This is a genomic window from Enhygromyxa salina (assembly GCF_000737335.2).
Classification (GTDB): domain Bacteria; phylum Myxococcota_A; class Polyangia; order Nannocystales; family Nannocystaceae; genus Plesiocystis; species Plesiocystis salina_C.
The window spans coordinates 15218-39661 of record NZ_JMCC02000054.1; the positions used below are offsets into that span (position 1 = coordinate 15218).

General features: G+C 65.9%; 19 protein-coding genes. 14 read left to right on the forward strand and 5 right to left on the reverse strand.

The features are described from left to right. Nucleotides 1–40 precede the first annotated feature (40 nt). The 3 genes from DB30_RS20775 (at nt 41) to DB30_RS20785 (ending at nt 2872) form a co-directional block, all read left to right on the forward strand. Nucleotides 41–1075 (forward strand): hypothetical protein, encoded by a 1035-nt coding sequence (locus DB30_RS20775; RefSeq protein WP_146659870.1) that lies wholly within the window; start codon nt 41–43, stop codon nt 1073–1075. Beyond that, entirely contained in the window at nt 1072–1848 is a 777-nt protein-coding gene (locus tag DB30_RS20780) for a citrate/2-methylcitrate synthase (RefSeq protein WP_052551667.1), read from the forward strand. The genes DB30_RS20775 and DB30_RS20780 overlap by 4 nt, the downstream gene beginning before the upstream one ends. A gap of 205 nt (nt 1849–2053) precedes the next feature. Then, a complete protein-coding gene (locus DB30_RS20785; protein ID WP_052551669.1) occupies nt 2054–2872 on the forward strand; it encodes an SDR family NAD(P)-dependent oxidoreductase in 819 nt (272 codons plus the stop codon). 6 nt (nt 2873–2878) lie between these two features. Here the strand turns inward: DB30_RS20785 and DB30_RS20790 are convergent, their stop codons facing one another. From DB30_RS20790 to DB30_RS20805, 4 genes are all read right to left on the reverse strand, one after another. Continuing rightward, nucleotides 2879–7372 (reverse strand): ATP-binding protein, encoded by a 4494-nt coding sequence (locus tag DB30_RS20790; RefSeq protein ID WP_052551671.1) that lies wholly within the window; start codon nt 7370–7372, stop codon nt 2879–2881. A 30-nt stretch (nt 7373–7402) separates the two neighbouring features. Next, entirely contained in the window at nt 7403–8236 is an 834-nt protein-coding gene (locus tag DB30_RS20795) for a sensor histidine kinase (RefSeq protein WP_052551673.1), read from the reverse strand. A gap of 209 nt (nt 8237–8445) precedes the next feature. Beyond that, complete coding sequence (locus DB30_RS20800) at nt 8446–9555, reverse strand: NAD-dependent epimerase/dehydratase family protein (RefSeq protein ID WP_052551675.1); 1110 nt, start codon at nt 9553–9555, stop codon at nt 8446–8448. Next, nucleotides 9552–10709 (reverse strand): GNAT family N-acetyltransferase, encoded by a 1158-nt coding sequence (locus DB30_RS20805; RefSeq protein WP_052551676.1) that lies wholly within the window; start codon nt 10707–10709, stop codon nt 9552–9554. Before DB30_RS20805 ends, DB30_RS20800 begins: the two co-directional genes overlap by 4 nt. A 452-nt stretch (nt 10710–11161) precedes the next feature. Here DB30_RS20805 and DB30_RS20810 point away from each other — a divergent pair, with 452 nt between their 5' ends. From DB30_RS20810 to DB30_RS20860, 11 genes are all read left to right on the forward strand, one after another. Further along, nucleotides 11162–12742 carry an aminotransferase class I/II-fold pyridoxal phosphate-dependent enzyme gene (locus DB30_RS20810; RefSeq protein WP_052551678.1) on the forward strand — a complete coding sequence of 527 codons (1581 nt, stop codon included), beginning with the start codon at nt 11162–11164 and terminating at the stop codon, nt 12740–12742. After that, nucleotides 12739–13782: an ACP S-malonyltransferase gene (locus DB30_RS20815; protein ID WP_146659873.1), complete on the forward strand. Its 1044-nt coding sequence runs from the start codon at nt 12739–12741 to the stop codon at nt 13780–13782. Before DB30_RS20810 ends, DB30_RS20815 begins: the two co-directional genes overlap by 4 nt. Next, a complete protein-coding gene (locus DB30_RS20820; protein WP_052551680.1) occupies nt 13767–14315 on the forward strand; it encodes a 3-hydroxyacyl-ACP dehydratase FabZ family protein in 549 nt (182 codons plus the stop codon). Before DB30_RS20815 ends, DB30_RS20820 begins: the two co-directional genes overlap by 16 nt. Before the next feature lie 33 nt (nt 14316–14348). Continuing rightward, nucleotides 14349–15653: a beta-ketoacyl-[acyl-carrier-protein] synthase family protein gene (locus tag DB30_RS20825; protein ID WP_240480289.1), complete on the forward strand. Its 1305-nt coding sequence runs from the start codon at nt 14349–14351 to the stop codon at nt 15651–15653. Nucleotides 15654–15661: 8 nt separating this feature from the next. Further along, nucleotides 15662–16423 carry an SDR family oxidoreductase gene (locus tag DB30_RS20830; RefSeq protein ID WP_052551684.1) on the forward strand — a complete coding sequence of 254 codons (762 nt, stop codon included), beginning with the start codon at nt 15662–15664 and terminating at the stop codon, nt 16421–16423. Between the two features lie 216 nt (nt 16424–16639). Continuing rightward, the gene (locus tag DB30_RS20835) at nt 16640–17902 is read left to right on the forward strand and encodes a hydroxymethylglutaryl-CoA synthase family protein (protein ID WP_146659875.1); all 1263 of its coding nucleotides are present in this window, start codon (nt 16640–16642) and stop codon (nt 17900–17902) included. Next, a complete protein-coding gene (locus DB30_RS20840; protein ID WP_052551688.1) occupies nt 17902–18726 on the forward strand; it encodes an enoyl-CoA hydratase/isomerase family protein in 825 nt (274 codons plus the stop codon). Before DB30_RS20835 ends, DB30_RS20840 begins: the two co-directional genes overlap by 1 nt. Next, nucleotides 18719–19525, forward strand: a complete 807-nt coding sequence (locus tag DB30_RS20845) for a polyketide synthase (RefSeq protein ID WP_052551690.1) — start codon at nt 18719–18721, stop codon at nt 19523–19525. The genes DB30_RS20840 and DB30_RS20845 overlap by 8 nt, the downstream gene beginning before the upstream one ends. Nucleotides 19526–19539: 14 nt before the next feature. Next, nucleotides 19540–21258 carry an SDR family NAD(P)-dependent oxidoreductase gene (locus DB30_RS20850; RefSeq protein WP_146659877.1) on the forward strand — a complete coding sequence of 573 codons (1719 nt, stop codon included), beginning with the start codon at nt 19540–19542 and terminating at the stop codon, nt 21256–21258. Between the two features lie 209 nt (nt 21259–21467). Beyond that, nucleotides 21468–21731, forward strand: coding sequence for a phosphopantetheine-binding protein (locus DB30_RS20855; RefSeq protein WP_052551694.1), 264 nt, complete (start codon nt 21468–21470; stop codon nt 21729–21731). 108 nt (nt 21732–21839) lie between these two features. Further along, nucleotides 21840–22985 (forward strand): glycosyltransferase family 4 protein, encoded by a 1146-nt coding sequence (locus tag DB30_RS20860; RefSeq protein WP_146659879.1) that lies wholly within the window; start codon nt 21840–21842, stop codon nt 22983–22985. A 789-nt stretch (nt 22986–23774) separates the two neighbouring features. On the opposite strand, the gene DB30_RS20865 is transcribed toward DB30_RS20860, so the two are convergent. Next, nucleotides 23775–24365 (reverse strand): hypothetical protein, encoded by a 591-nt coding sequence (locus DB30_RS20865; RefSeq protein ID WP_153258377.1) that lies wholly within the window; start codon nt 24363–24365, stop codon nt 23775–23777. Between the last annotated feature and the right edge of the window lie 79 nt (nt 24366–24444).

Here is a 24444-nt window from a genome sequence, read left to right on the forward strand (position 1 = left end):
TCGTGTTCAGGCTGGAACTCGGTCGCGCTTCGGCATGACAATGGCCATTGCCAAGAAAAGGGACGGCGCCAAGCAGAAGGCGGCGCCGAAGCAGCAGGCGGCTCCACAGCGGGCGGCCAAGAAGCGGGCTGTGCCGAAGCAGGCAGCCAAGCAGCAGGCCGGTCCGAAGCCGGCTCAAACGAAGAAGCCCACTGCGAAGAAGGCGTCCAAGAAGCGGCCTGTGCCGAACAAGCCTGCTCCGAACAAGGCTGCTCCGAAAAAAGCTGCTCTGAAAAAAGCTGCTCCGAAAAAAGCTGCTCCGAAACAAGCTGCTCCGAAACAAGCTGCTCCGAAACAAGCTGCTCCGAGCTCGAAGCAGACCGCTCCCAAACAGTACGAGGATGGTCCGACCCAGCTTCTGCCGGCCCCGGACAGGCTCACTGGACATGTCGTTGATTGGAACGACGGTGGTGCGATCCACGGCATCGGCGTACTCGACGATCTCGCGCTGCACTACGCTCCACATGAAGTCCTGTTGCTGGGACTGCTCGGCGTCGAGCCGTCAGCCACCGATGGATCTGCGTTTGGCGTCGCGCTCACCTGGATCTCGGCGTGTCACGTTGGTGCTGCTCCCACGCACGCGGCCGTGCTTGCCCGTGTCTCCGGGGCGCCGACCTCAGGCATCGTTGGGACTGCGGCGCTGGTCGCCGCCCGGGAAGCGGAACACGTCTTGACGAAACATCAGTCGCTGCTCGACTGGCTTGACGCGCCCACTTCGCGGTTCGCGGCGTGGGAGCAGCGAGGCCCGTGTTGGCGGCAGCGGCTGGTCGACGCGAGCGGGCTGGATCTTCCTGCTCTCGATGTTGCGCGCGATGAAGTGTCGGCGGCGCTCGTCGTGTTTCACGCGCTGGGCTTGCGATCGGAGGCCCAGTTGACCGGCGCGTGGACGTGGGCGCGCATGATCGGCTCGCTCGCCGAGTCGCTCGCCGTGCAGGGGTTGGACATGCGAACCTACCCACTGCGCCTGCCGCACTATGACTATGTCGAGGGTGGTCTCGACGATGACACAGCTCCGGCGGGGAGGCCCGAGCCATGAAGCGACTCACGACGCGTGTGGCAAAGGCCGGGTGGGGTGACCATCGCTTTCAGGGCTACGCCGTATACGGGGAGCTCCTGGGTCGTGTGACCCTGAGCCAAGTGCTCGCGCTGTGCATGGGGGTCACATTGGACGCCGAGCAGCGCGAGGTCCTCGATGAAATTTTTGTCAGCTGCTTGTTGGCTGACCCTCACATTTGGCCGTTGAAGCTGACCCGAGTCGCGGGGGCTCACGGGGGCTCGACGATGACGGGCCTCACCGCGGGTCTCCTTGCTCTGGAGGGTAAACTGACCGGAATTGGGCCGGCGGATTCGATGGTGACGTGGCTTCACCACCTCGTGCAGCTAGAGCCCCGCGCGGCGCTCCGCGAGATTGATCAAGCCGTTGACTCGCGTCAGCGACTGCCCGGATTCGGAGTGGTGGCGCGAAAGGTCGACGAACGAGCCGAGGCGATCGGCCGCTGCCTCGTCGCTCGCGGGCGCGATGAACTCCCGCACTGGGCGATGATGACGCAGATCGCCAATCGCACGAGCAAGCGTGGGATTCAGCCGAATTTGGCGAGCGCGTTCGCAGCGGCCACGCTCGATCTAGGCTTTCCCCCAGGGCGTGTCGCGCCGCTGCTCGCAATGGCGTTGTTGCCATGCTTCATCTCCAACGCGGTGGAGGGCGCCGAGCAACAGCCAGAGATCTTGCAGGACGTGCCGGTCGACGAACTCGAGTATCAGGGTGCACCGAGGCGACGTAGCCTGCGAGCTGCTGCGCTGCGTGTGTGATGTGTCTTCAGCTCGGGCAAGGGCTTTTGGCCCGCTTGCAGGTAGCGCAGTGGTTTCGAGCGCGTGAAGCCCACGTGTGTCAACTGGCCGTATGTGGCACCGCGAAATTAGTTTTCACAATTGAGAGTTCGGGTTAGTCTTTCAGCGTGTCTGCGATTGGATACCTGCCCTGCTCCGGTTGTCGAGTTTGACTGTGGGTACTGGTATGCGAAGTCTGAAACACAAGGTCGTCGTTCTCACGGGTGCGAGCTCGGGGATTGGTCGGGCGACCGCGCTCGCGCTCGCAGCCAAGGGGGCCAAACTACACTTGGTGGCGCGACGGCAGCGGCTGTTGGAGAGCGTCTGCGTCGAAGCGCGAGCGCTGGGTTGCTCAGCGACGCCGCATGCACTTGATGTCCGCGACACTGACGCCTATAGCCTGATGGCTGACCAAGTTCACGCCGAACATGGTCGAGTTGACGTCTTGATCAACAACGCGGGGGTCGGCGTGACCAAGTCGTTCATGGAGACGAGCGCCGACGATTGGGAGTGGATCTTTGATACAAACCTGCATGCTGTCGTCCACGGGATTCGCATGTTCCTTCCCACCATGATTTCGCAGGGCGACGGAACGATTGTGAACGTCGCGTCCCTCGCGGGTGTGATGGCGAACACCCTGGCAGCCTACTCGGCGTCCAAGTTTGCTGTGGTAGGGATGTCGGAATCGCTATTGCTAGAGTATGGGAGCAAGGGGTTGAAGGTCGTGGTCGTCTGTCCCGGCGTCATCGATACCGAGATCGCTACTGCATCGATCGTTGCGAATCGGGCAAACAGCGCAAGTGGGCCATCTCTGCAGAAGCTGCTTGCCGCCTACGGGGCGCCACCGGAATTGGTCGCCCGCGACATTGTGAAGGCACTCCATCGCCCGCGCTTCATGGTCCCGACACCCATGCACGCGACAGTCTTGCGCGGGATTCACCGAATGGTGCCAGAGTTGGCCCGTATGCTGATACGTCGCCTCAGTCAAGAAGCGGATGGCGGTTGAGGGTGCTCAGCGAAGGATGTCCTCGAGCTCCGTCTCGGAGAAGGGCACCCGTAGGGTTTGATGCTCGTAGCTCATCGGTTCGGCGCCATGTTTGACGAGCTCCACGATCCGGAGGTTCAGCAATGGCTCGAGCACCGCAACCGGCTCGATCGACATGCCGTCCGCAAGCAGCAGCACAGAGTCTTCGAGCTTTGTCGAGTTGAACTGTTCGGGCTCAAACACGCTGCAGCTCGCGCCGACTTCCATGAGCGCCGATGCGAGCGCATCCCGGACATCAGCGTCAGGATGGACGATCACCGCGCGCAGGGGAGGTGACGCCGTGGGCGCGGGCTGCTGCTCGAGGGGGATGCGAGCCTGCAGCACGACCTGCTTTCGGTCTACGTTTGCGTTGAGGAAACCCTTGACGGTCTGGACCAACCGCTCGCAGGTCGGGAACGAATTTAGAACAGGTACGCGAGAGGCTGGGCTTGGCGCCGAGACTCGAATTGTCAGATATCGCCCTGGCGGGGGGCTGGGCGACTCGCCTGGCCCAGCAAATGGCTTGCTCGCCACGAGTTCATGGGACTCGGTTTCGTCGACTCCAAGCGTGGCAGTGATCGTGCTGTCGGACCCGACCGCGTCGTGACATGCGAGCAGGAGGTTGATCAACACAACCTGAAGGTCTGCGGACGCGATTGGAACGGAGAGCGTTGGTTCAACGCAGCGAAGCTCTAGGGTATCGCCGCCGAGCGATCCGCTCACAGCGTCGCGCACTGGTGTCAGCAGCTGCCCCAAGACCGTGTGTGGTGACGAACTCGAGCCGAGGTCCCATGCTTCGAGGACATCAGTCTGTGCCTCGAGGGTTGGCGCGGCGGCCCGACGGCGTCGCGGCTGCTTTTGAACCGCCGACGTGAGCATGCCAGCTGCGGGAATGTCGTACTGAGAGTCGTCGAGGTTGAGGCGGGAGTCGGCTTCGAGACCAAGCGCGTGGGTCTCTTCCTCGATCTCCGTGAAGTCGCTCAATAGAACCTGGTCCTGCAAGCCCAGCCGACGACCGAGGTTGCGGGCGACGCGGTCGTGCTCCGCGGCGGCGAGGACGTTCTCGCCCTTGAGCAAGCGTGAGAGCCCGAGGTGGGCCTGCCGCGCGATGTAGAGGTTCTCGTGAACGTCGAAGTCCGCGACGATCTTGGCGGCGAGAGCTCGTGCGGTCTCGTTGTTCCCGGCGAGCAGCGCCAACTTGAATTCGACCATTGCTCCGTGCGCTCGCAGTCGCAGTGATTGCTTGGCAGCGGCTCGAGACTTTCGAATGGCTAGACGGAAGACCTTCTCATCCTCGTTGGTCGCGGGAGGCCATTCGAGATAGATCAACACCGTCACGATGTGGATCTCGGCGCAATACTCCGGGACGCCTGGCAACTCGCCGAGGATCGCTTTTGCAGCGACGACCTGAGCCATGGCGATTTTTCGAGATTTGGACTCGAGGGCGGCGTAAGCCAAGTGGACGCGCGCCATCAGCCGCTCGACTCCGGCCATGTCGGCCTCATCGAGTTGATCGGCGAGGGATGCGAGTCGGGCCTCGAGATCTGTCCGCCCTTGGCGCGCGAGCACGTGAAGCCTCAGCGCCTCGAGCGTCGCGGTGCCAACGAATTTTCCGTTGCGTCGCGCGGTGGCCACAGCTTCGTCAAACCAGCCAAGGACCATCTCGGCAGGTTCTCGATCCCGTCCGAACAGCCCCTTGAACGTGATCGACAGGATCGAAATGGACACATCTCCGGTCTCGCGGAACGCCGCGATCGCGTCGTCGAGCATGTCCTGACCCTCCTCGTAGCGATCCGCTGGGAGCAGGCTGACGTGAGCCCACATGTGCTTGACCCAGCCTTGGGCCCACGGATCGTTTGCCTTGACGGAGATCTCGAACGCGAGCGCAAACAGTTCGTTGGCATGCTTGAACCGACCGACCGCGGCCCACATCGCAGCTTCGCTGCTGTGCACCATTGACGCTGGGCCGATGTCGAGGCCCTTCGCAATCCAGTGCCCACGTGCGAGGTACATGGGCACCCCGGCTGCGTCGTCGACGAGGCTCATGATCGCCATCCACGGGTAGAGGCGGCACAGCCCCTCGCGGACCTCGATGTTCATGTTCTTTGGTGGGCCAAACCAGGACCGCAACATGGCGCCAAACAGCGCCGCGATCTTGCCAAATGAACTTGTTGGCGTTGGTTCGGAAACGACCTCGAGGGCCATGTTGCCAAGCTGCCGGGCCTCGATGGTTGCGGCCTTCGAGAACAGAAACGCCACCGCCTTGGCGCCCATCTGCACGGCTCGTGGCCCGTCGCTGGTCGCGATGATCGCGGTATACAGCGAGACCGCCGTGTCGAGGTCGTCGCTCAGCAGGCAAATATCGGCGAGCCCTTCGGCGGCCTGGCTGCGCTGCTCGGTGTCACGGCTGTGCTCGAGCGCGCGCTCGAGGTGCCAGCGGGCGCGCTCGAGGTCGTAGACGGCGAGCCGCTCGCGGCCGGCGTCGACGTGGAGACGCGAGAGTCGGTCGAAGGCTTCGGGGCTGGTGTTGCCGCTGGGATCGAGGGCGAGATCGCGGTGGTAGGCGATCTGTGCGACGGGAGCGTTTCGTGCGGCGACGAGGTTTGCGACGGCAGCGTGGGCGGCCCGGAGCTCGGCTTCGGTGGACGACGCGAGGACCAGCTCGCGGATCGTGTCGTGCGGGAAGCGGACGGCGTCTTGGATACCCTGCGTCGTGTTGGCCAAGATCCCGCGCTTGACGAGGTCCGCCAGCCCGGCGTCGGCGTTGGCGATGTCGAGCTCATGGATGCTCTCGATGTCGACCTCGGTGCCCATCACGGCGACGCGCAGCGCGAGCTCGCGGACCCCCGACTCGGCGGCGGCGAGGACAACACCAAAGACGTCCTCGACCTCGAACCCACCATCGAGCTCGTCACGCAGAGACTTGCGTGCGCGCCAGCTACCGTCTTCGGGGCTTCGTACGAGCTGTCCGCGATCGATCCATGCGCGGAGGTTGGTCCACGCGACGAGCGGGAGCCCGGCGCTCATCGACCACAGCGTCTGGCCAAGGCTCTCGGCCTCGACGACTGATCCGGGCAAGGTTTGGGTGAGGAGATCAGAGATCTCCGGCTCCGTGAGCGGCTTGAGCTCGACCGACTCGAATTCGAAGTCGGGCACGAAGCCGCCGCTCTTGGTGCGCAGGCCCATGACCAAGAGGGTGTGATGGGCGGGGCGCCGCTGTGCGAGGATCTTGAGCACGATCGCGGAGCTGCCGTCGGTGGTCTCGAGGTTGTCGAGCACCAGCACCAGCGGCCGCTTGGAGGTGCCAATTGACCGGAGCAGATCCGCGATGACGGCGGTATGCCGGCTGAAGTCCTCGCCGAGCTCGAGGCGCGGGAGTTCTTCGACGTTGCGCAGCACCTCGCCGAGCGAGGGGGCGCTGCGGGTCACGATTGCGCCGAGGTGCCGGGTCGCGCGGTTGATCCGGCGCCGGATGTCATCGCGCTCGTCGGCGTTGAGCCGCGCGAGCGCCTGGGGGAGCTGCTCGAGGGCGTTGAGCAGGCCGCCGCGGCTGTCGGCGCTCTGCTGTTGCCACGCGCCGGTGAGCACGATCGCGTCGTCGGCCCGGGCCCGAGCGCTGACGAATTCGCCCATCAAGCGCGACTTGCCGATGCCGCGAGGGCCCTTGATGATCAGCGCGGTGGGCTGGGCGATCTGAGCCTGGTCGAACCCGCGCCGGAGCTCCGTGAAGGCGAGCGAGCGGCCGATGAAAGGCGGATCCGCGGGCAGATCCGTCGTTGGGTCAGGCTGCAGCAGACCGCTCGCCGAGGCGAGCGATCGCAGGCGTTCGGTGAGCTCGACGGCTGTGCTCGGGGCCTGGTCGAGCGCGGCGCTCGTGGACGCGTCGCCAAGCTCGCGGATAAACTCGGCGAGCGCGTCCACATCGAGCTTTGGGTCAGGCTGGCCGACGTGACCAAGGAGGTGCGTGAACGAGTCGAGGAAGAAGCGGTCGTCCTCGGTTCGGACCATCTCGCGCTGGAACCGAACGCCGTGGACGTCAACCGCGTGTAGCTTCGTCAACAAACTGGCGCACTCGGACGCGAGCACGAGCGCCTTGCCGCCCTCGAGTGTCGAGGTCGCGGGCGCGAGAGTGGCGGCGCCACCCACAGCGGGCTCGCACACCAACACCAACCACGCCTTGGTCCGACCGACCGCGCTGACCCGTGGCTGAAACTGGCTTTCGACGCCACACGCCCGAATGAGCCGCGCATCTTCATTGGGGCCGAGCGGAAGCGGAACCAGGTGGAGGTTCAGCCTGCGCGTGAGCGGATCGCCGAGGGTCTTGTGGAGATCCTTGACGGCGACGACGACTGTGTCGCCAAGCTCGCGCCGCTGGCCGATCACGTGGAAGCGATCCCAGAGGATCACCGCCTGCTGGAAGCTGCTCGCGTCGATCTCGGCGAGACGGCCGAGATCCGTGAGTGCGCTGTGTCCGGTCGCCATGATTTGCCAGCTCCGCGAGGACTGTGCCGATCAGGCGCGAGGAACTCCGAAGGTGAAGCGGGTGCCTTGGCCGATGATCGACTGGAGCTGGAGCTTTCCGCCCCAGCCCTCGACCAGTCGGCGGCAGGTCGGAAGTCCGACGCCCGAACCCTTGGTCTTGGTCGTGAAAAACAGGTCGAAGATCTTGGTCTGAAGTTCGGGGGAGATCCCTGGTCCGTTGTCGGCGACCTGGACGAAAACGTCGTCGGTAGCGACCCAGGCCGAGATCGTGATGCGGCCGTCGGGGCCGTCGGGGATCACATCGATGGCGTTGTTGATGAGGTTGGCGAGCACGCGCAGCAACGCGCCACGGGGCGCGAGCACGTCGGTGCGAGGTGGATCCTCTAGCCGCAGGCGGCCCTTGGAGACGCGCCGGTGCATGCGGTGCGTGGTCTTGAGTAGGTCGGGCAAGTCGACGACGGTGCCGGCTCCCCCGCCGCGTTGAACGGCGACGCCATCACGTGTGATGTTGGCCATCGTGACCGCGACCAGGCGCAGCTCGTCGATGCTTCGCAGGACCCCGCTCACCTTCTCGGGGTCGGACGCGGTCGCGGCCATGCCCAGCAACCCGTGACGCGAGTGATCGATGTGCGCGATGAGGACCTGCAGGAGCGAGCGAAGATCGTGCATGGCCCCGGCCGCGAGCGTGGCCGTTGAGGCACGATCGAGCTGCTCCGCCAACAGCTCCACGAACGTGGTCGACTCCTTCTCTTCCTCCTTGATCTGTCGCCCAAGCGAATCGAGGAAGCCCAACAGAGAACGACCAAACTCGTCCGGATCACCGGACTCTTCATAGAGTCGTTCGAGTTCGGTGGTGAGGTTCATGCCGCCCTGTGTGTGGGCTGGATCGTCATCCAGTGCGGGACCAGATCCGTTTGCGTTGGTACTTTAGTCCAGCAGTTGGTCAGCCGACCAGGCCCAGACGACCAGTGCACTGTACAAAAGAACGAGAGCCGAGCGCCACCAAGCCATCGTCACGACAGATCTCACACTGTTGGATCAACCACTGCGCTGACACCGAGGTTGGGGATCGGTCACAACAGTTGGTTGTCGCGCAGCCACCGGACCGTGTCCTCGAGCCCTGCTTCGAGCCCAAACTCAGGCGACCAGTCGAGGTCAGCCCGGGCTCGGGCATCGTCGCACCACCAACCGCTCGACAGGCTCGCGCGGGCCTTGTCGCGGGTCAGCGCGGGCACCTGCCCCCGCAGTCGTCCAAGCCCCTGATTGAGCAGGCCGACCGAGCGGACCGCGAACCCGGGAAGCGGGATGGTCACCGCGCGACGCCCGAGCGCCGCGGCTGCGATCTGCCCGAACTCCGCGACGCTCGAGCGCTGTCCATCGGTCAAGTAATACAGGCCGGCGCCGCGTGGGTCATGGGTGTCACCGAGCACTTCGGGGTCGCCACCCCCCCCTGCGTGGACGTGGCCAGCGGTGCCTTCGCGCGGGATCGGCGTGCCGCGCTCTCCCACCAGCGCGATACCGGTAGCGAGATCTCGCCCGTGGATCGCTGACATCCAGGTTGGACGCAGGCCAGGCTGGGCGACGACCCGCATCGCCGCGGACTTGATCATGTGCAGCACGTCTTCGTCGCGCGGGCCGTAGACCAGGGGCGGCCGCACGATCACCAGCTCCACGTCGCCGCGTCGGGCCGAGGCGACCGCGAGCTGCTCGCCGGCGAGCTTCGAGTCGCCGTAGTCCGTGACGTCGCGCTCGTGCCGGTGATGTTCGCGACGGGGGCTGCTTGGGTGCGAGGGGCCGGCGGCCATCAACGAGGAGACATGCACGACCCGGCGCGGACCTTGACCGTGGGCCCTGGCCTGCGCGATCGCGGCGAACAAATTGCCCACGCCTTCGACGTTGGCCCGATCGAAGCCAACGCGGTCGAACGCCGCGGTCGCGCCCGCGAGGTGGTAGACGAGATCGACGTTGGCGACCGCCTGGGCCATCGAGTCGACGTCGTCGAGGCTGGCGTAGGCCAGCTCGAAGGGCGCGCCACCGGCCCCGAGCTCGAGCTTGTCGAGCCGCGAGCTGCGACGAACCATCGCGCGCACGTCATGGCCGCGCTCGCGCAGGACTTCGCACAGGTGGCTGCCGATGAACCCGCTGGCGCCAGTGACCAGCGCGGTGTGTCGCGGCGCGCTCATGTTGGCTCCCCCCCAAACACGTCTTCGTAGATCCGGTAGTGAGCGACGGGCTCGCAGCCAAAGTTGCTGATCGCGCGGTTGACCAGCTCGTTGTCTTCGAGGGTCCAGCCGATCTCGCCGCCCCACCACCCGAGCGCGCGGCAGCGCTCGGCCATCTCGAGGAACAAGATCGAGTCGAGCCCGCGGCGGCGGTAACCCTCGCGAATGCCAAGCAAGATCAGCCGCCCCGAGTCGACGGTGTTGGCGATCTCGAGATCCCAGGCCAGCCGCAGCACCCCAAACGGAAACAGCTTGCCGTCGAGCTTCTTGAGCACCGGGTTGACGTTCATGATGGTCAACGCGAACGCGACCGGCTCGCCGTCAACCTCGGCGATCAGCGGCAGCGAGGGGTGCAAGACCAGCTTGAGATCCTTGGCGATGTGGCGGAACTCCTTCTCGCCGACCGGCACGAACCCCCAGTTCTTCTCCCACGCGCCGTTGTAGATCTCGAGCGCGCGGCTGACCTCTGTGTCCCAGTCGTCGAAGCTCATCGCCCGGACCTGCACGTTCTCGCGCTGCCGCATCTTCTTGGCGATGCGGACCACCCGAGGGGGGATCGGCGTGCTCAGCGAGATGGCCCACTGGATCAGATCCTTGGCCCGGCGCAGGCCTCGACCGGTCAGCAGCGAGTCGTACCAGGGCGGGTTGTAGGGCATGTTGATGCCGGGATCCCGATCAAACGAGTCGAGCAGGACGCCGCACACGTAGTTGGTCGAGAAGTCCATCGGCCCGATCATGCGGTCGAGCCCACGCCGCTCGAGCCACGCGCGCGCGCGGCTCAGCAACGCCGACGCAACCTCGGGATCGTCGGGCGACTCGAACATCCCGAAGTAGCCGGTCTTGTCGCCGTGGAACGAGCGCCAGTCCCGATCTTCGATCGCCGCGATCCGCCCCACGTCACGTCCGTGCTTGCGCGCGATCCACAGTGACACGTCGGCGTGGTCGAGGAACGGGTTCTTGCGCGGGTTGAGGTAGTCCCGGCGGTCCATCAACAGCGGCGGTACCCAGTGATCGTTTGGATAGAGCTCGCGGTGGATGTGCCAGGGCACGCGAATGAAGCGCTCGACCAACTTGCGATCGGTCAGCGGGACTTCGACGATCTCGAGCGTGGACATCGGCAGCGGGCAAATACCATGAGGGACCTCGTTGGGGCTGCCGAGGTAGATGGGGGCGACGTGAATGGGCTTCGCGTGTCCCTGGGTGCGCGCGGGATGACCAAAAAGGCTAGTTGAATCAGATATTTATCGACGTGCGTGGCGCGGGTCGCTCGACATCGATCTGGAAGCGGCGCATGAAGGTTGGCGCGAACGGGCGGACGCAGCGGTCGCGAAAGATGATCCATGTTCACGTCGCAACACTCACGCGAGGCATGTCGGGGCGGGCTGTACCTGCGTGGGCTCAGTCTGCAAGATGCCGCCACCACTCGGGCAGCGTTGCAGGCTGCAACGTTCACGGCTGACACCGCCAACGCCCGCCAGACCCCGCCAAACGGCGCGCTCGGGTTTTTCCGTGACAGGCCCACGCCTTTGACGGTACTGAGCCCCCCCTTCACTCCCCCGTTCCAAGCATGAGCAGCGAAGCCCAGTACAGCCTCGCGGACTTCTACTTCACCGACACCGAGGATCCCTTGGTGCCGCCGCCGGAATTCGGCGACTGGCACAAGGCTGGATCCTGGGCGTTCGCGCTGTTTGAGCCCGAGATGCAAGGTGCCGTCGAGCCGGTGATGAAAATCAACCGGGGCGGCAAGTCACGCACCGTCGTCAACCTCTCTTCCTATAACTACTTGGGCCTGGCCGCGCACCCCGAGGTGATCGAGGCCGGCAAGCGGGCGCTGTCCAAGTACGGCACCGGCGCGTGCGGGTCCCCGATGCTCTCGGGCATGACAGATCTGCACCGCGAGCTCGAGGCCGAGCTGATCAAATTCACAGGCCACGAAGACGTGATGCTGTTCAACAGCGGCTTCGGTGGCGGGCTTGGCACCCTGACCGGGGTGCTGCGCAAGGGCGACCTCGCGCTGCTCGATGACAAGTGTCACCTGTGCCTGATCGACGGGGTCAAGCTCGCCAAGGCGAAGCTGCAGTTCTTCTCGCACAACGATCCGCAGTCGCTCGACGACCTGCTCACCAAGACCAGCAGCACCCGCCGCCGGTTGATCGTGATCGAGGGCATCTACTCGATGGACGGCGACACCGCCAAGCTGCCGCAGATCATCGAGATCGCCAACCGCCACGGCGTTGGCATCATGATCGACGAGGCCCACTCGATCCTCGCGCTCGGCGAGCACGGGCGTGGCTGCGTCGAGCACTACGGTCTGCCGCCCAGCGCGGTCGGCCTGCAGTACGCGACCTTCTCCAAGTCGTTCGCGCACGCGGGCAGCTTCGTGGCGGGCAACCGTGACCTGATCCGGTACCTGCGGTTCTACGTCAACGGCTACGCGTTCTCGTGCGCGCTGCCGCCGGTCGTCGTTGGCGGGCTGCTCAAGGCGCTCGAGCTCGCGACCCGTGACAACGCCCTGCGCGAGAAGCTGTGGGCCAACGTCAACTACTTCCGCGACGGCGCGGAGTCGCTCGGGCTCAACCTTGGCGACAGCGACTCGCAGGTGTTCCCGATCATCATCGGGGGCGATCGCCAGATGCTGTACGAGCAGTGCCGCGCGATGAACGACGCGGGCTTGTTCCTCGCGCCGGTCGACTACCCCTCGGTGTCGGAAGACTCGCTGCGCTATCGGGTCGCCGTGACCGCGGCCCACGAGACCGTCGACCTCGATCGCTCCTTGCAGATCCTCGAGGACACGGTGGTCAAGGCCATGCGCGAAGCCGGCACGCTCGGCGCCAACACGGCCGCCGCCGAGGCCGCCAAGGCCCGCCGTGAAGGCCGCGCAGCCGCGGCCGCCGACAGCAGCATGGCTGACTGGCAGACCATGGCGAAGTTCTTGTTGAGACAGGCCAGCGCGATCGCGAACTCGTCGAACAAACGAGCTCGTGTCGCGCAGCTATCTTCGATGGCCTACGACCACTTTGTCGAGCGCGCGCACGACCCAAGCTCAGCCTACGACCGGCTGCTGCGGGCGGTTGGTGAGCTGGACCTGCGCGACGGCGTCAGCTCGCTGATGAACGCCCGCAGCAAGTTGCGCAAGGATCGCCGATGATGCCCCTCGATCTGTCAGGTGCTGCTTCCGAGCTCGACCCCAGCGTGCGCGCCGAGCCGCCGCTGGTGTTCATGTTCCCCGGCCAGAGCTCGCGCTACCCGGGCATGCTGGATCGCCTCGTCGAGCTGCATCGGCCCAACGCGGATCTGCTCGCGTGGGCCTCGGACCTGCTCGGCCGTGACCTTGGCGCCCAGTACCACGCGGACGCTGGCGAGAACGCGTTCGCCCGCAACGTCGACGTGCAGGTTGGGGTGTTCCTCGCCAACCACATGTTCATGGCAACCCTCGACGCCGCTGGGATCGAGGCCGAGCTGTCGCTTGGCCTGAGCCTGGGCGAGTGGAACCACCTCGTGCACATCGGGGCGGTCTCGTTCGCGGACGGGCTGCGGGCGGTCGACCATCGCGGTCGCTGCTACGACGAGGGCCCGCGCGGGTGGATGGCGGCGATCCAGCCGATCTCCGACGAGGACCTCGCGGCGGTGGTCAGCAGCGCGGCCAAGCTCGGGGTGCTCGAGGTCGTCAACCTCAACTCGCCGCAGCAGCACGTGGTCGCGGGTGAGCGGGCCGCGGTCGAGGCCGCGGTCGAGCACGCCGAAGACGAGTTCTACGCGCAGCCGCAGATCATCGAGCGCAACGTGCCCATGCACTCGTCGCTGTTTCGGGTCGTCGGCGAGCGGTTCCGCGAGCACCTCGAGCAGCTCGAGTTCGCGGCCCCGCGCCTGCCGTATCTGCCCAACCGGCTCGGCGAGCTGCTCGACAACCCCAGCCGCGCGCAGCTGATCGACCTGCTCTCGACCCACGTCCACGAGCCGGTGTTGTGGCGGCGGTCGCTCGACCACATCGTCGCCCAGCACCCAGACGCCGTGTTCGTCGAGGTCGGGCCGATGTCGGTGCTGCACAACCTCATGCACCGCAAGTGGCTGCGCAACCGCAAGTTCCGCACCGACAGCCGCGAGCAGCTCGCGGATCACTTCGCGAGCGTGGTCGCCAAGCTCGGTGTCGACGAGCGAAAGGGTCCGAGGGCTTGCACACCAAGCTGATCAAGTCCGGCCGCCGACGCTCGCTGTTCACCGAGGCGCCGACCACCCAGACGGTCGAGCTTGGGCGCGTGCAGCTCGAGCGGATGCTGCCCCACCGTGATCCGATGCTGCTGCTCGACGGGATCACCCGGGTCGATCTCGCGCAGGGGCTGGTCGAAGGCCGCCGCCGCGTGGTCGTTGAAGACCCGGTCTTCGTCGGCCACTTCCCCGGTGATCCGGTCTACCCCGGCGTGCTCTTGCTCGAGATGGTCGGGCAGCTGGGCATCTGTCTGCAGCACCTGCTGGACCGGTTCACGGTCGGTGCGCCGATCAACATCGCAGCGGACGATCAACCCCGCGCCCTGCGCTTGCTCAAAGTCGAGCACGCGCTGTTCCAGGGGGCGGTGCGGCCTGGTGACGAGCTCACCCTGGTCGCCAAGTCGGTCGAGAACAGCGACTATGTGTCTGTTTGCGTCGGCCAGGCGCTGCTCGGTGAGCAGGTGCTGGCGCTCGCAATCTACGAGGTCTTCATGCTCGACGAAGACGCGAGCTAGACCCATCCCCCACGAACTTGCAGGAGCTGAGCCTTGAGTCCCCAACAAAAGCGCATCGTCGTCACCGGAATGGGCATCAACACCCCGATCGGCGACACCCTCGACGACTTCTACACCAACCTGATCGCCGGCAAGTCGGCGATCACCAATTGGAAGTGGCTCGAGAATGACGCCGTGTACTCGAAAGTTGGGGGTGACCTCAGCGAGTACGATTCCAAGGCCAAGCTCGCCTCGCTCAAGAAGGCGCTGGTTCCCTCGACCTACAAGCGGCTGCGGCAGCTGCTCAAGAAGGCGCCGTTCTCAACCGGGATCTCGGCGCTGGTCTCGGCCGATGCGTGGATCGACGCGGGCTTGTCGGGCAAAGAAGACACCCTGGACCCGACCCGTCGGGCCACGCTCGTTGGCGGCCACAACCTCAACGAGCGCTACTTCACGACCAACTACGAGACCTTCCTCGACGAGCCGGACTACATCGACTCGCTCGCGGCGCTGCTGATGCTGGACACGGATCACGCTGGCACCGTCAGCGAGGTGCTTGGCAGCCAGGGCGCGGCCTACACGATGGGTGGCGCGTGCGCGAGCGCCAACATGGCGCTGCGCAGCTGCATCGACGAGATCCGCCACCACGACCACGACCTCGCGCTGTGCGTCGGTCCGGTCCTGGACTTCTCGCAGATGGGCCCGCACGCGATGGCGATGATGGGCGCGATCACCTTCCAGAGCTTCAACGACACGCCCGAGCTGGCGAGCCGGCCCTACGACATCCGGCGTGAGGGCTTCGTCCCCTCGCACGGGGCCGCGTGCTTGGTGCTCGAGGAGCTTGGCCACGCGCTCGAGCGCGGCGCCAGGATCTACGGCGAGGTGCTTGGCTGCACGGCGACCTCGGATGGCTGCCACCTGCCGTCGCCCTCGACCGAGGGCCAAGCCCGCACGGTCACCCGGTTGCTGCGGCGCTGTGGGATCACCCCCGAGCAGGTCGACTTCGTGTGCGCCCACGCAACCTCGACGCCGCTCGGGGATCTGTCAGAGGTCAACGCGCTCAAGAGCGTGTTTGGGGACCACGCCTACAAGCTCAAGATCAACGCGCCAAAGTCCATGCTCGGCCACACCTGCTGGTCGGCGCCCGCGGTCGAGACCGTCGCTGGGCTGCTTCAGATGAAGCACGGCAAGCTGCACCCCTCGATCAACGTCGAGCAGATGGATCCCGAGATCGACCTCGACGTGTGCGCCAACGAGGCCGTTGACCACCAGATCGAGATCATGCTCAAGAACTCGTTCGGGTTCGGCGGGCTCAACTGCTGCGCGCTGTTCAGCCGCTTCAACGCCAACTCCGTCTGAGATAGCCCATGTACTACTTCGTCACCGGGGGTTCACGCGGCATCGGGGCCGGCATCGTCGAGTTTGCTGCTCGTCGGGGTCACCACGTTGCGTTCACTTACGTCTCGAACGCCGAGGCGGCCGAGCGCTCCAAGCAGGCGGCCGAAGCCGCCGCCAAGCAGGCCGGTCACGAGGGGGTCCAGATCCGCCACTACCAGCTCGACGTCAAGGACGTCGAGCGGGTCGAGGCCGTCGCGGATCAAGTGCTCGAGGACTTCGAGACGATGGAGGTCATCGTCAACTGCGCCGGGGTCAACCGCGACAACCTGATGGTCGCGATGTCCAACGAGGAGTGGCGCGAGGTCCTCGCAACCAACCTCGACGGGCCGTTCTACGTGTGTCGGCAGTTCCTGCAGACGCTGATGGCCAACCGGTTCGGGCGGATCATCAACATCTCGTCGATCCAGCACGAGGGCGGCAGCGGCCAAGCCAACTACGCGGCCGCCAAGGCTGGCCTGCACGGCCTGACCAAGACCCTGGCCAAGGAGTACGGCCGCCGCGGGATCACGGCCAACGTCGTCGTCCCAGGCTTCTTCGACACGGACATGACCCGCGAGACGATGCCGCAGGCCAACAAGGACTACTGGAAGCAGTACTGCCCGATGCCGAAGGGCCGGATGGGCAAGGTCGACGAGCTGGCCGGGGTCGTGGACTTTCTCGCCAGTGAGGCCGGCGCCTTCGTCAACGGCGAGGTCATCAACGTAACCGGCGGCCTCGGTTGGACCGTCTAGCTATGACCCCGATGTCTATGACCCCGATGTCTATGACCCCCACAGACGACTTCGCACTTCGCCGACTGCAGCCGCTTCGCGTCTGGTCGCTTCGCTCCTCGGGGGCGTTTGTGTACGGGGGCATCATTGGCCCCCTAGGAGGGGGCTCTGCTCGGCTCGTGAGTCCGTTGCGGGGCGCGGCATGAGCAACGGATCAATCTTGGAGGAGCTGTGTCTATGACGAACGGGAACAGGGTTGGTATCGAGAAGATCTTTGCCTACCCGTGCAGCATGACCTTGGACATGGTCGCGCTGGCGGAGGCGCGGGGCGTCGAGGCGTCGCACCCGATCGAGGACCTCTGGGTCGAGGCGCGCAGCCTCAACCCGGTCTGGGAAGATCCGGTCACGATGGCCGTCAACGCGGCGCGCGGGCTGCTCGAGGGCGAGGACCCCGAGCAGATCGAGCTGGTCGTGGTTGGGACCGAGTCCAGCGTGGACTTTGGCAAGCCGATCTCCAGCTGGGTCCAGCGGCTCGCGGGGATCGGCCACAACTGTCGCAACTACGAGACCAAGCACGCGTGCTACGGCGGCACCGGTGGCTTGATGTCGGCGGCGCACTGGGTCGCGTCGGGGTTCAACCGCGGCAAGAAGGCGCTGGTGGTGTGCACGGATCAGAGCCGCATGCACCTCGAGAAGCCGTGGGAATTCGTGCTTGGGGCCGGGGCTACAGCAATGCTGATCTCCGACAAGCCCGACCTGCTCGAGTTCGAGCTCGACAAGAACGGCTACTGGACCAACGAGATCAGCGACACCTATCGGCCAAGCTCGCGCGATGAGGTTGGCCACGCCGACACCAGCTTGTTCGGCTATCTCGAGGCCGTTGAAGGCGCCAGCGAGCACTTCATGGAGGTCTCGGGCGAGCAGGACTACGACGCCAACTTCGCGCGCCACGTCTATCACGTGCCGTTTGGCGCGATGACCTACCGGGCTCACCGCGCGGTCGTGCGCCGGTTTGTCCCGGGCTTGGCCAAGAAGCAGATCCAGGGGCACTTCGAGCGCAAGAGCAAGGGCGGGCTCAAGTACAACCGCAGGCTCGGCGGCACCTACACCTCGGCGACCTTCTTGGCGCTGATGGGCACGATCTCGGCCGCCGCCGAGAGCGGTGATCCGCTGCAGGCCGGTCAGCGGATCAGCGTGTTCTCGTACGGCTCCGGCTCGTGCTCGGAGTTCTACCCGGTCCGCGTGGGCCCGCGGGCCACCGAGATCATCGCCAACGCGGGCCTCGACGCCCGCCTCGACGCGCGCCAGACGGTGACCGTGCCCGAGTACGAGGCGATCGAGCGGACCCGGGCCAGCTACGTCGAGACCCCCACCTACGACACCGACAAGCACGGGCCCGATGGCGCCTGGGCCAAGCACTGGTCCGCGGCCTACGAAGGCAAGGGCCTGTGCGTGCTCGACGGCCTTCACGAGTGGGAGCGGCGCTACAGGCTGAGCTGATGCGGGTCCGTTGCGAGCCCAAGGACAGCCCGGTGTGGCGCGTCCATCTCGAGCCGGGCGACAAACCCGAGGTCGTGTTCGATGGCGCTGGCCTCACGCAGCTCGACGCCGTGCTGCAGGCCGCCGAGACGTCCAAGCGCTGCCGCGTGATCGTGATCGAGAGCAGCCCCGGCGTGTTCTGTCGCGGCATGGATCTGGAATTCCTCGTCGCCCACGCTGGCGAGGATCAGTCCGAGAAGCTGCGGGGCTACGCCCACTGCATGGAGCGGCTGCGCAGCTCGACCAAGGCGGTGATCTGCATCGTCGACGGCGAGACGATGGGCGGCGGTGTTGGCTTGGTCGCCGCCTCTGATCTGGTGATCGCCAGCGCGCGCGCCAGCTTTGCCCTGCCCGAGTGCGTGCTCGGCCTGATCCCCGCGATGGTGCTGCCGCTGCTGTGCGAGCGGATGCCGGTTCAAAAGGCCCGGTGGATGGCCCTGTCGAGCCGCAGCGTCAAGGCCGAAGAGGCCCTGACCCTCGGCTTGGTCGACGAGCTGGTCGAGGGCCCGATCCAACTCGAGCAAGCGCTGCGACGCACGCTCAAGCGCCTGCTTCGGGCCAGCCCACGCGCGGTCGCCCGGCTCAAGCGCTACTCCACGGAGATCGCCACGCTCAGCCGCGCCGACGGGCTCGACCACGGCGCCCAACAGACCGCCACGGATCTGCTCGACCTCGAGACCATCGCCGCGATCCGGGGCTTCATGGCCGGCGAGTCGCCGCGGTGGTTCGAGCGCTATCGGCCTGGCAGCGGGCCAGCTGGCAGCGGAGGAGCTGGACATGACTGAGCGCATCACCCTGAGCATCGAAGACGGCCTCGCCGAGCTGTGGCTGCGCGATGAGCCGGGCAACAACGCGTTCTCCCGCGAGTTCGTGGCCGAGCTGCTCGCGGCCATGGACACGCTCTCGCGCGACACCCAGGCCAAGGTCTGCGTGGTCCGTGGGCTGCCCGAGCTGTTCTCGGCTGGCGGCGATCGCAACGTGCTGCTGGATCTCGCCGAGGGCCGGCTCGCGCCCTACGACCTCGAGCTGACCCGCAACCTGATCGAGCTGCCGATCCCCACGATCGCCGCGATGGAGGGCAGCGCCGTCGGTGGTGGGCTGATCTTCGGGCTCGCCTGCGACATGGTCGTGATGGCCCGCGAGAGCCGCTACGGCACCAACTTCATGGACCTCGGGTTCACCCCGGGGATGGGCACGACCGGGCTCTTGCAGTTCGCGGTTGGCGAGTACCTCGCGGCCGAGATGATGTTTGGCTGCCAGTACTTCAAGGGCAGCCACTTCGAGCACCGCGCCAACATCAACGCCGTGGTCGACCGCGCCAAGGTCCTGGGCCACGCGCGCAAGCTGGCGCTGCGCCTGACTGACAAGCCCCGGTTTGCGATCGAGCTGCTCAAGCGCCAGCTCGCGCTCCCGCGCCGGCTGGCGTTCGAGCGCGCGCGCACGGCCGAGTCGATGATGCACCAGGTGTGCTTCGCCGCGCCCGAGACCCAAGCGCGGATCCGCGAGAATTATCATCAGGTGGCGGACGCTGCCGACCCATCCTCCAGTGGCCCGCGAGCGGGCCAAAAACCTGGCCCGAGCTGAGAACAGATTTGAAGATGCTCTACGACTTCCAAGACAAGGTCGTGCTGATCACTGGCGGCACCAAGGGGATCGGCCGCGCCTGCGCCCTCGCGTTCGCGCGGCTGGGCGCCAAGTGCTGGCTGACCCACCGCTGGGGCTCGGCCGACGAGCAAGAGCTGTTCGCCGCGTTCACCGAGGTCGGCGGCCACGCCCCCCAGATCGTCGAAGCCGACGCCTCCAAGAAGGGCGACACCAAGGCGCTGATCAGCAAGATGCGCGAGGCCGGGGTCGAGCGCGTCGACGTGTTCATCAACAACGTGGCGATGGTCGTGCGCGGCGATGGGTTTGACGCCCACGGCAAGCGGGCGTTGATCAAGAGCCTCGAGTACAGCGCCTGGCCGTTCGTCGACTACCTCAACAAGATCAACGCCGCGTTTGGGTCCTATCCCGCGTACGCGCTGGCGATGAGCTCGGACGGGCCGGATCAGCACTACCCGCACTACGACTACGTCGCGGTCGCCAAGGCCGTGCTCGAGACCTTCGTGCGCTACATGTCCACGCACCTGCGCGAGCACGACGTCAAGGTCAACGCCCTGCGCACCCGCCAGGTCCCCACCGAGAGCTACGCGCAGATCTTTGGCGAGCAGAACACCGGGATCGCCGAGCGCTTCGCCGAGTTCGCCGTGACGCCCGAAGAGGTCGCCGCGACCGCGCTCGCGATGTGCAGCGGACTGTTCGACAGCTACTCGGGCCAGGTCCTGCAGCTCGATCGTGGCGCCGCGTTCGTCGACAACATCATGACCATGGGTCAGCGCTTGCTCGCGGGCGCCGATCCCAGCGAGGCCCTGACCGTGTCGGATCCCCCGCCCAAGCCCGTCCACGCGACGGTCGGGGATCTCGTCGCGGCGCCGGACCAGGCCAAGGATCAGCCGCACTCCGTGGCGGCGACCTTGCGCCGGGCGCTCGAGGGCAAGGCGGTCCTGATCACCGGCGGCACCAAGGGGATCGGTCTGGCCTGCGGCCTTGCCTACGGTCGCCAGGGCGCGCGGACTTACCTGACGCATCGCTGGGGCTCGGCCGACGAGGGCGCGATCCGGGCCAGCTTCGAGCAGGCCGGCGCGCCGCCGCCCGTGATCCTCGAGGCCGACGTCAGCCAGGACGAAGACACCGAAGCGCTGATGCAGCGGATCAAGGACGACGTCGGCGCGCTCGAGGTGCTGATCACCAACGTCAGCTTTGCCCACGTCAGCCAGACCCACGACGACCTGAGCTTCAAGGGGCTCAAGCGCTCGCTCGAGTACAGCTCGTGGCCCTTCATTGGCTACATGCAGCACGCCAAGGCGATCCTGGGCCGGCTGCCACGCTACGCGATCGGCATGTCTTCGCGCGGCCCCGAGTACTTCTTGCCGGGCTACGACTTCGTCGCTGCCTCGAAGGCTGTCATGGAGACTTTTTGCCGTTACCTCACGAGTGATCTGCTCGAGGAGGACATCCGCATCAACGTGCTTCGCGCGAACCCCGTCGAGACAGAGTCGCTAGAGTCCACGTTCGGGCCTGAATTCGCCCCATTTTGCAAGAAATGGTACGCGGACGGCTTCTTCATCCAGCCCGAAGAAGTCGCGGATGCCGCTGTCGCGCTGTCGAGTGGCCTGATGGACGGCGTTCGGGGCCAGGTGCTGTTGCTGGACAGGGGCTTCGGTTTTTCGGACAACGTGGTCCGTCTGTTCACCGAGCGCGAGCGCTTCGGTCTCTGAGACACCCCACCCGCCGCGATGCCCATCCACCTGATCATGCCTGACCGTGCCGACCATGGTCACCGCTGTCAGACGCCGGGATATCAGCGGGGACATCAACGAATTCTTGGATCGAATTTCCGATCGCCAGGCGCGTTGACCGCGCTGGATGAGCTAGCCTGCGACGCCCTGACTGGGGCGTCCAACGAGAACGAGAACGAGGAGAACCAATGACCCGCGAACATGTGCTCGAGGTCGTCACGCGCCACTTGGTGGACACCATCGAAGAGCTCGAGGGAGTCGAGATCGACCCTGTGAAGTCGATGAAGGATCTCGGGGCCAACAGCCTCGACATCGTCGAGGTCGTGTCGTGCAGCATGCGTGAGCTCAAGGTGAAGGTGCCGCGCTCCGAGCTGAACCAGCTCAACAACATCAACGAGCTCGTCGAGCTCTTGCACAAGAGCGTGCAAGAGAAAGAAGCAGCGGCCGACTAGCACCGCACACCCGAAGTCCGCGTCGAAGATCGCATCACGATCGCACCACGGGCTTCTCGGTGCGCACTTCCAAGACGAGCCCCGGCTCGTCTTCGCTTTTGGTTCGCGATGCGGGCAGCTATCGTCGTCGGCAACTACGTCAACGTGGTCGACGGCGTTGCGCTGACCTACCAGCGCCTGGTCCGAGCCCGCGCTCAGGCCGGGGATCAGCTGATGGTGTTGGCTCCGGGTGGACGAACTCTGCCCGCGCCTGCGTCCGCGAGCTTTGTCCCGGTCCCGTCGATCCCGGTCCCCGTGCAGCCGGAGTATCGGCTCGCGCTCGGGATCCCGCGTGCGACCCAACGCGCGCTCGAGCGCTTTGAGCCGGAGCTGATCCACGTTGGCAGCCCGGACTTGGCGGGCGTGGCCGCGCTGGATTTTGCGGCTGCCCACGGGATCCCGGCGGTCGGCTCGTATCACAGCGAGATCGCTCGCTACCTACGCTTCTTGCCGCTGCCGGGGATCTCGGCGGTCGGTCCGTTGCTCGAGCGGGGCGTGTGGGCGTTTGTCCGGCGCTTCTACAATCGCTGCCGGCATGTCTACGCCCCGAGCGAGTCGATGCGCGCGGCTCTGCGTGCGCGCGGGATCGAGTCGGAGCTGCGCGTGTGGGGACGGGGCGTGGACACCGAGGCCTTCGATCCGGCGCTGCGCGACATCAGCTGGCGGCGCGGACTTGGGATCCCGGATCACGTGCCGCTGATCTTGTTCGTGGCGCGGCTGCGCTGGGAGAAGGGGCTGGCGAACTTGGCTGCGGTGTTGGATGGGCTGGCGCGGACTCCTGTGGCGTTCCATAGCGCGATCGCGGGGGCTGGGCCGGCTCGGGCGGCGTTGGAGCGGCGTTGCGTGGACACGCACTTCTTGGGGGAGCTTCGTCAGCCCGAGCTGGGGCGGGCTTATGCGAGCGCGGATCTGTTCTTTTATCCGAGCACGACTGAGACCTTTGGCAACGTGACGCTCGAGGCTATGGCTTCTGGGTTGGCTACGGTTTGTGCGGATGCGATCGGGAGTGATGAGCTGGTGGTGCCGGGGGTGACTGGGGAATTGGTTCGGGCTGGGGATGTGGGGGGGGCTGTCGAGGTTGTGGGTGGGTTGTTGCGGGAGACTGGGCGGCGGGTGGGGATGGGGCGGGGGGCTCGGGGGCGGGCGATGGGGTTTTGTTGGGGGCGATCTTTTTCTGTTCTGGAGGGGCATTGGAGGGAGGCTTTGTTGGGGTGATTGGTTGGTTGTTTGCGGGGGTGTGATTGGCCGATGGGGGACCGCGCACGGGCTGCAGACGGCCTCAACCCGGCTAGGTCTACTCCAGTCTCGTGACCCCGCTTCCTCTCGTGTCTTCTCATTGGCCCGACGTTGCTTCTCTTCGTTAATCTCCACGTGCGTAGATACGCCGGGTTGAGGCCGTCTGCGGCCTTGTGTGCGCTCTACGTTTTTGGGGGCTGGCTCCGCTCTGGGACGGAGGGTCGCCTCACTTTGGAGTCGGCGTTTGCGGAGGCCTTCGAGGGGCGGTGGTCGCCTCACTTTGGAGGAGGCGTTTGCGGAGGCCTTCGAGGGGTGGCGACAGCCTCACTTTGGAGGAGGCTTTTGCGGAGGCCTTCGAGGGGTGGCGACAGCCTCACTTTGGAGGAGGTTTTTGCGGAGGCCTTCGAGGGACGGGCAGCCTCACTTTGGAGGAGGCTTTTGCGGAGGCCTTCGAGGGACGGGCAGCCTCACTTTGGAGGAGGCTTTTGCGGAGGCCTTCGAGGGACGGGCAGCCTCACTTTGGAGGAGGCTTTTGCGGAGGCCTTCGAGGGGTGGCGGTCGCCCCCCTTTGGAGGTCGCGTTTGCGGAGGCCTTCGAGGGGTGGCGACAGCCTCACTTTGGATGAGGCGTTTGCGGAGGCCTTCGAGGGGCGGGCAGCCTCACTTTGGATGAGGCGTTTGCGGAGGCCTTCGAGGAGCGGCGGTCGCCTCACTTTGGATGAGGCGTTTGCGGAGGCCTTCGAGGGGCGGGCAGCCTCACTTTGGAGAGCTAGTTGGGCTCAGAGTCGGCTTCGCTGTCGGAGCCGGCTTCGCTGTCGGAGTCGGCTTCGTCACTCGAGTCGGCTTCGTCACTCGAGTCGGCTTCGTCACTCGCGTCGGCTTCGTCACTCGAGTCGGCTTCGTCACTCGCGTCGGCTTCGTCACTCGCGTCGGCTTCGTCACTCGAGTCGGCTTCGCTGGCCGAGTCGGCTTGGCTTGCGGCGGCGGCTTCGTCTGCTTCGCTGCCGGCTTCGCCTAGCATCATTTCTGCGGTGCTCATGATCACGACGGGGGCCGGTATGCCGCTGCTGCTGATCCCGGGCTGGAGGTGCTCGGAGCCGACCTTTGCCTGTTCGTTGAGGCGCTCTAGATCGACGAACTCGCCGTAGCAGCCGCGGGCGGGCTCGCCTTCGCCGATGACCTCGATCACGCGGCCGACCTCGAACGCTTTTTGCTCTTCGCCGAACGTCAGCTTCAGCAAGCTGCGGACTGGCGGGGGCTGCTCGAGCGCGAGGAAGGTCCGGTCGCCGAGCTCACGTAGCTGCGCGGACTCGGACAAGTTGGCTTGGCGTAGATCGACACGTACGGCTGTCTCGGACATGGGCTCCTCGGGCGCCGACTGTATCATCTAAGGGCCCCACGTAGGCCTTGGACTGCGGCCGCTGGCGCGTCGGGTTGCT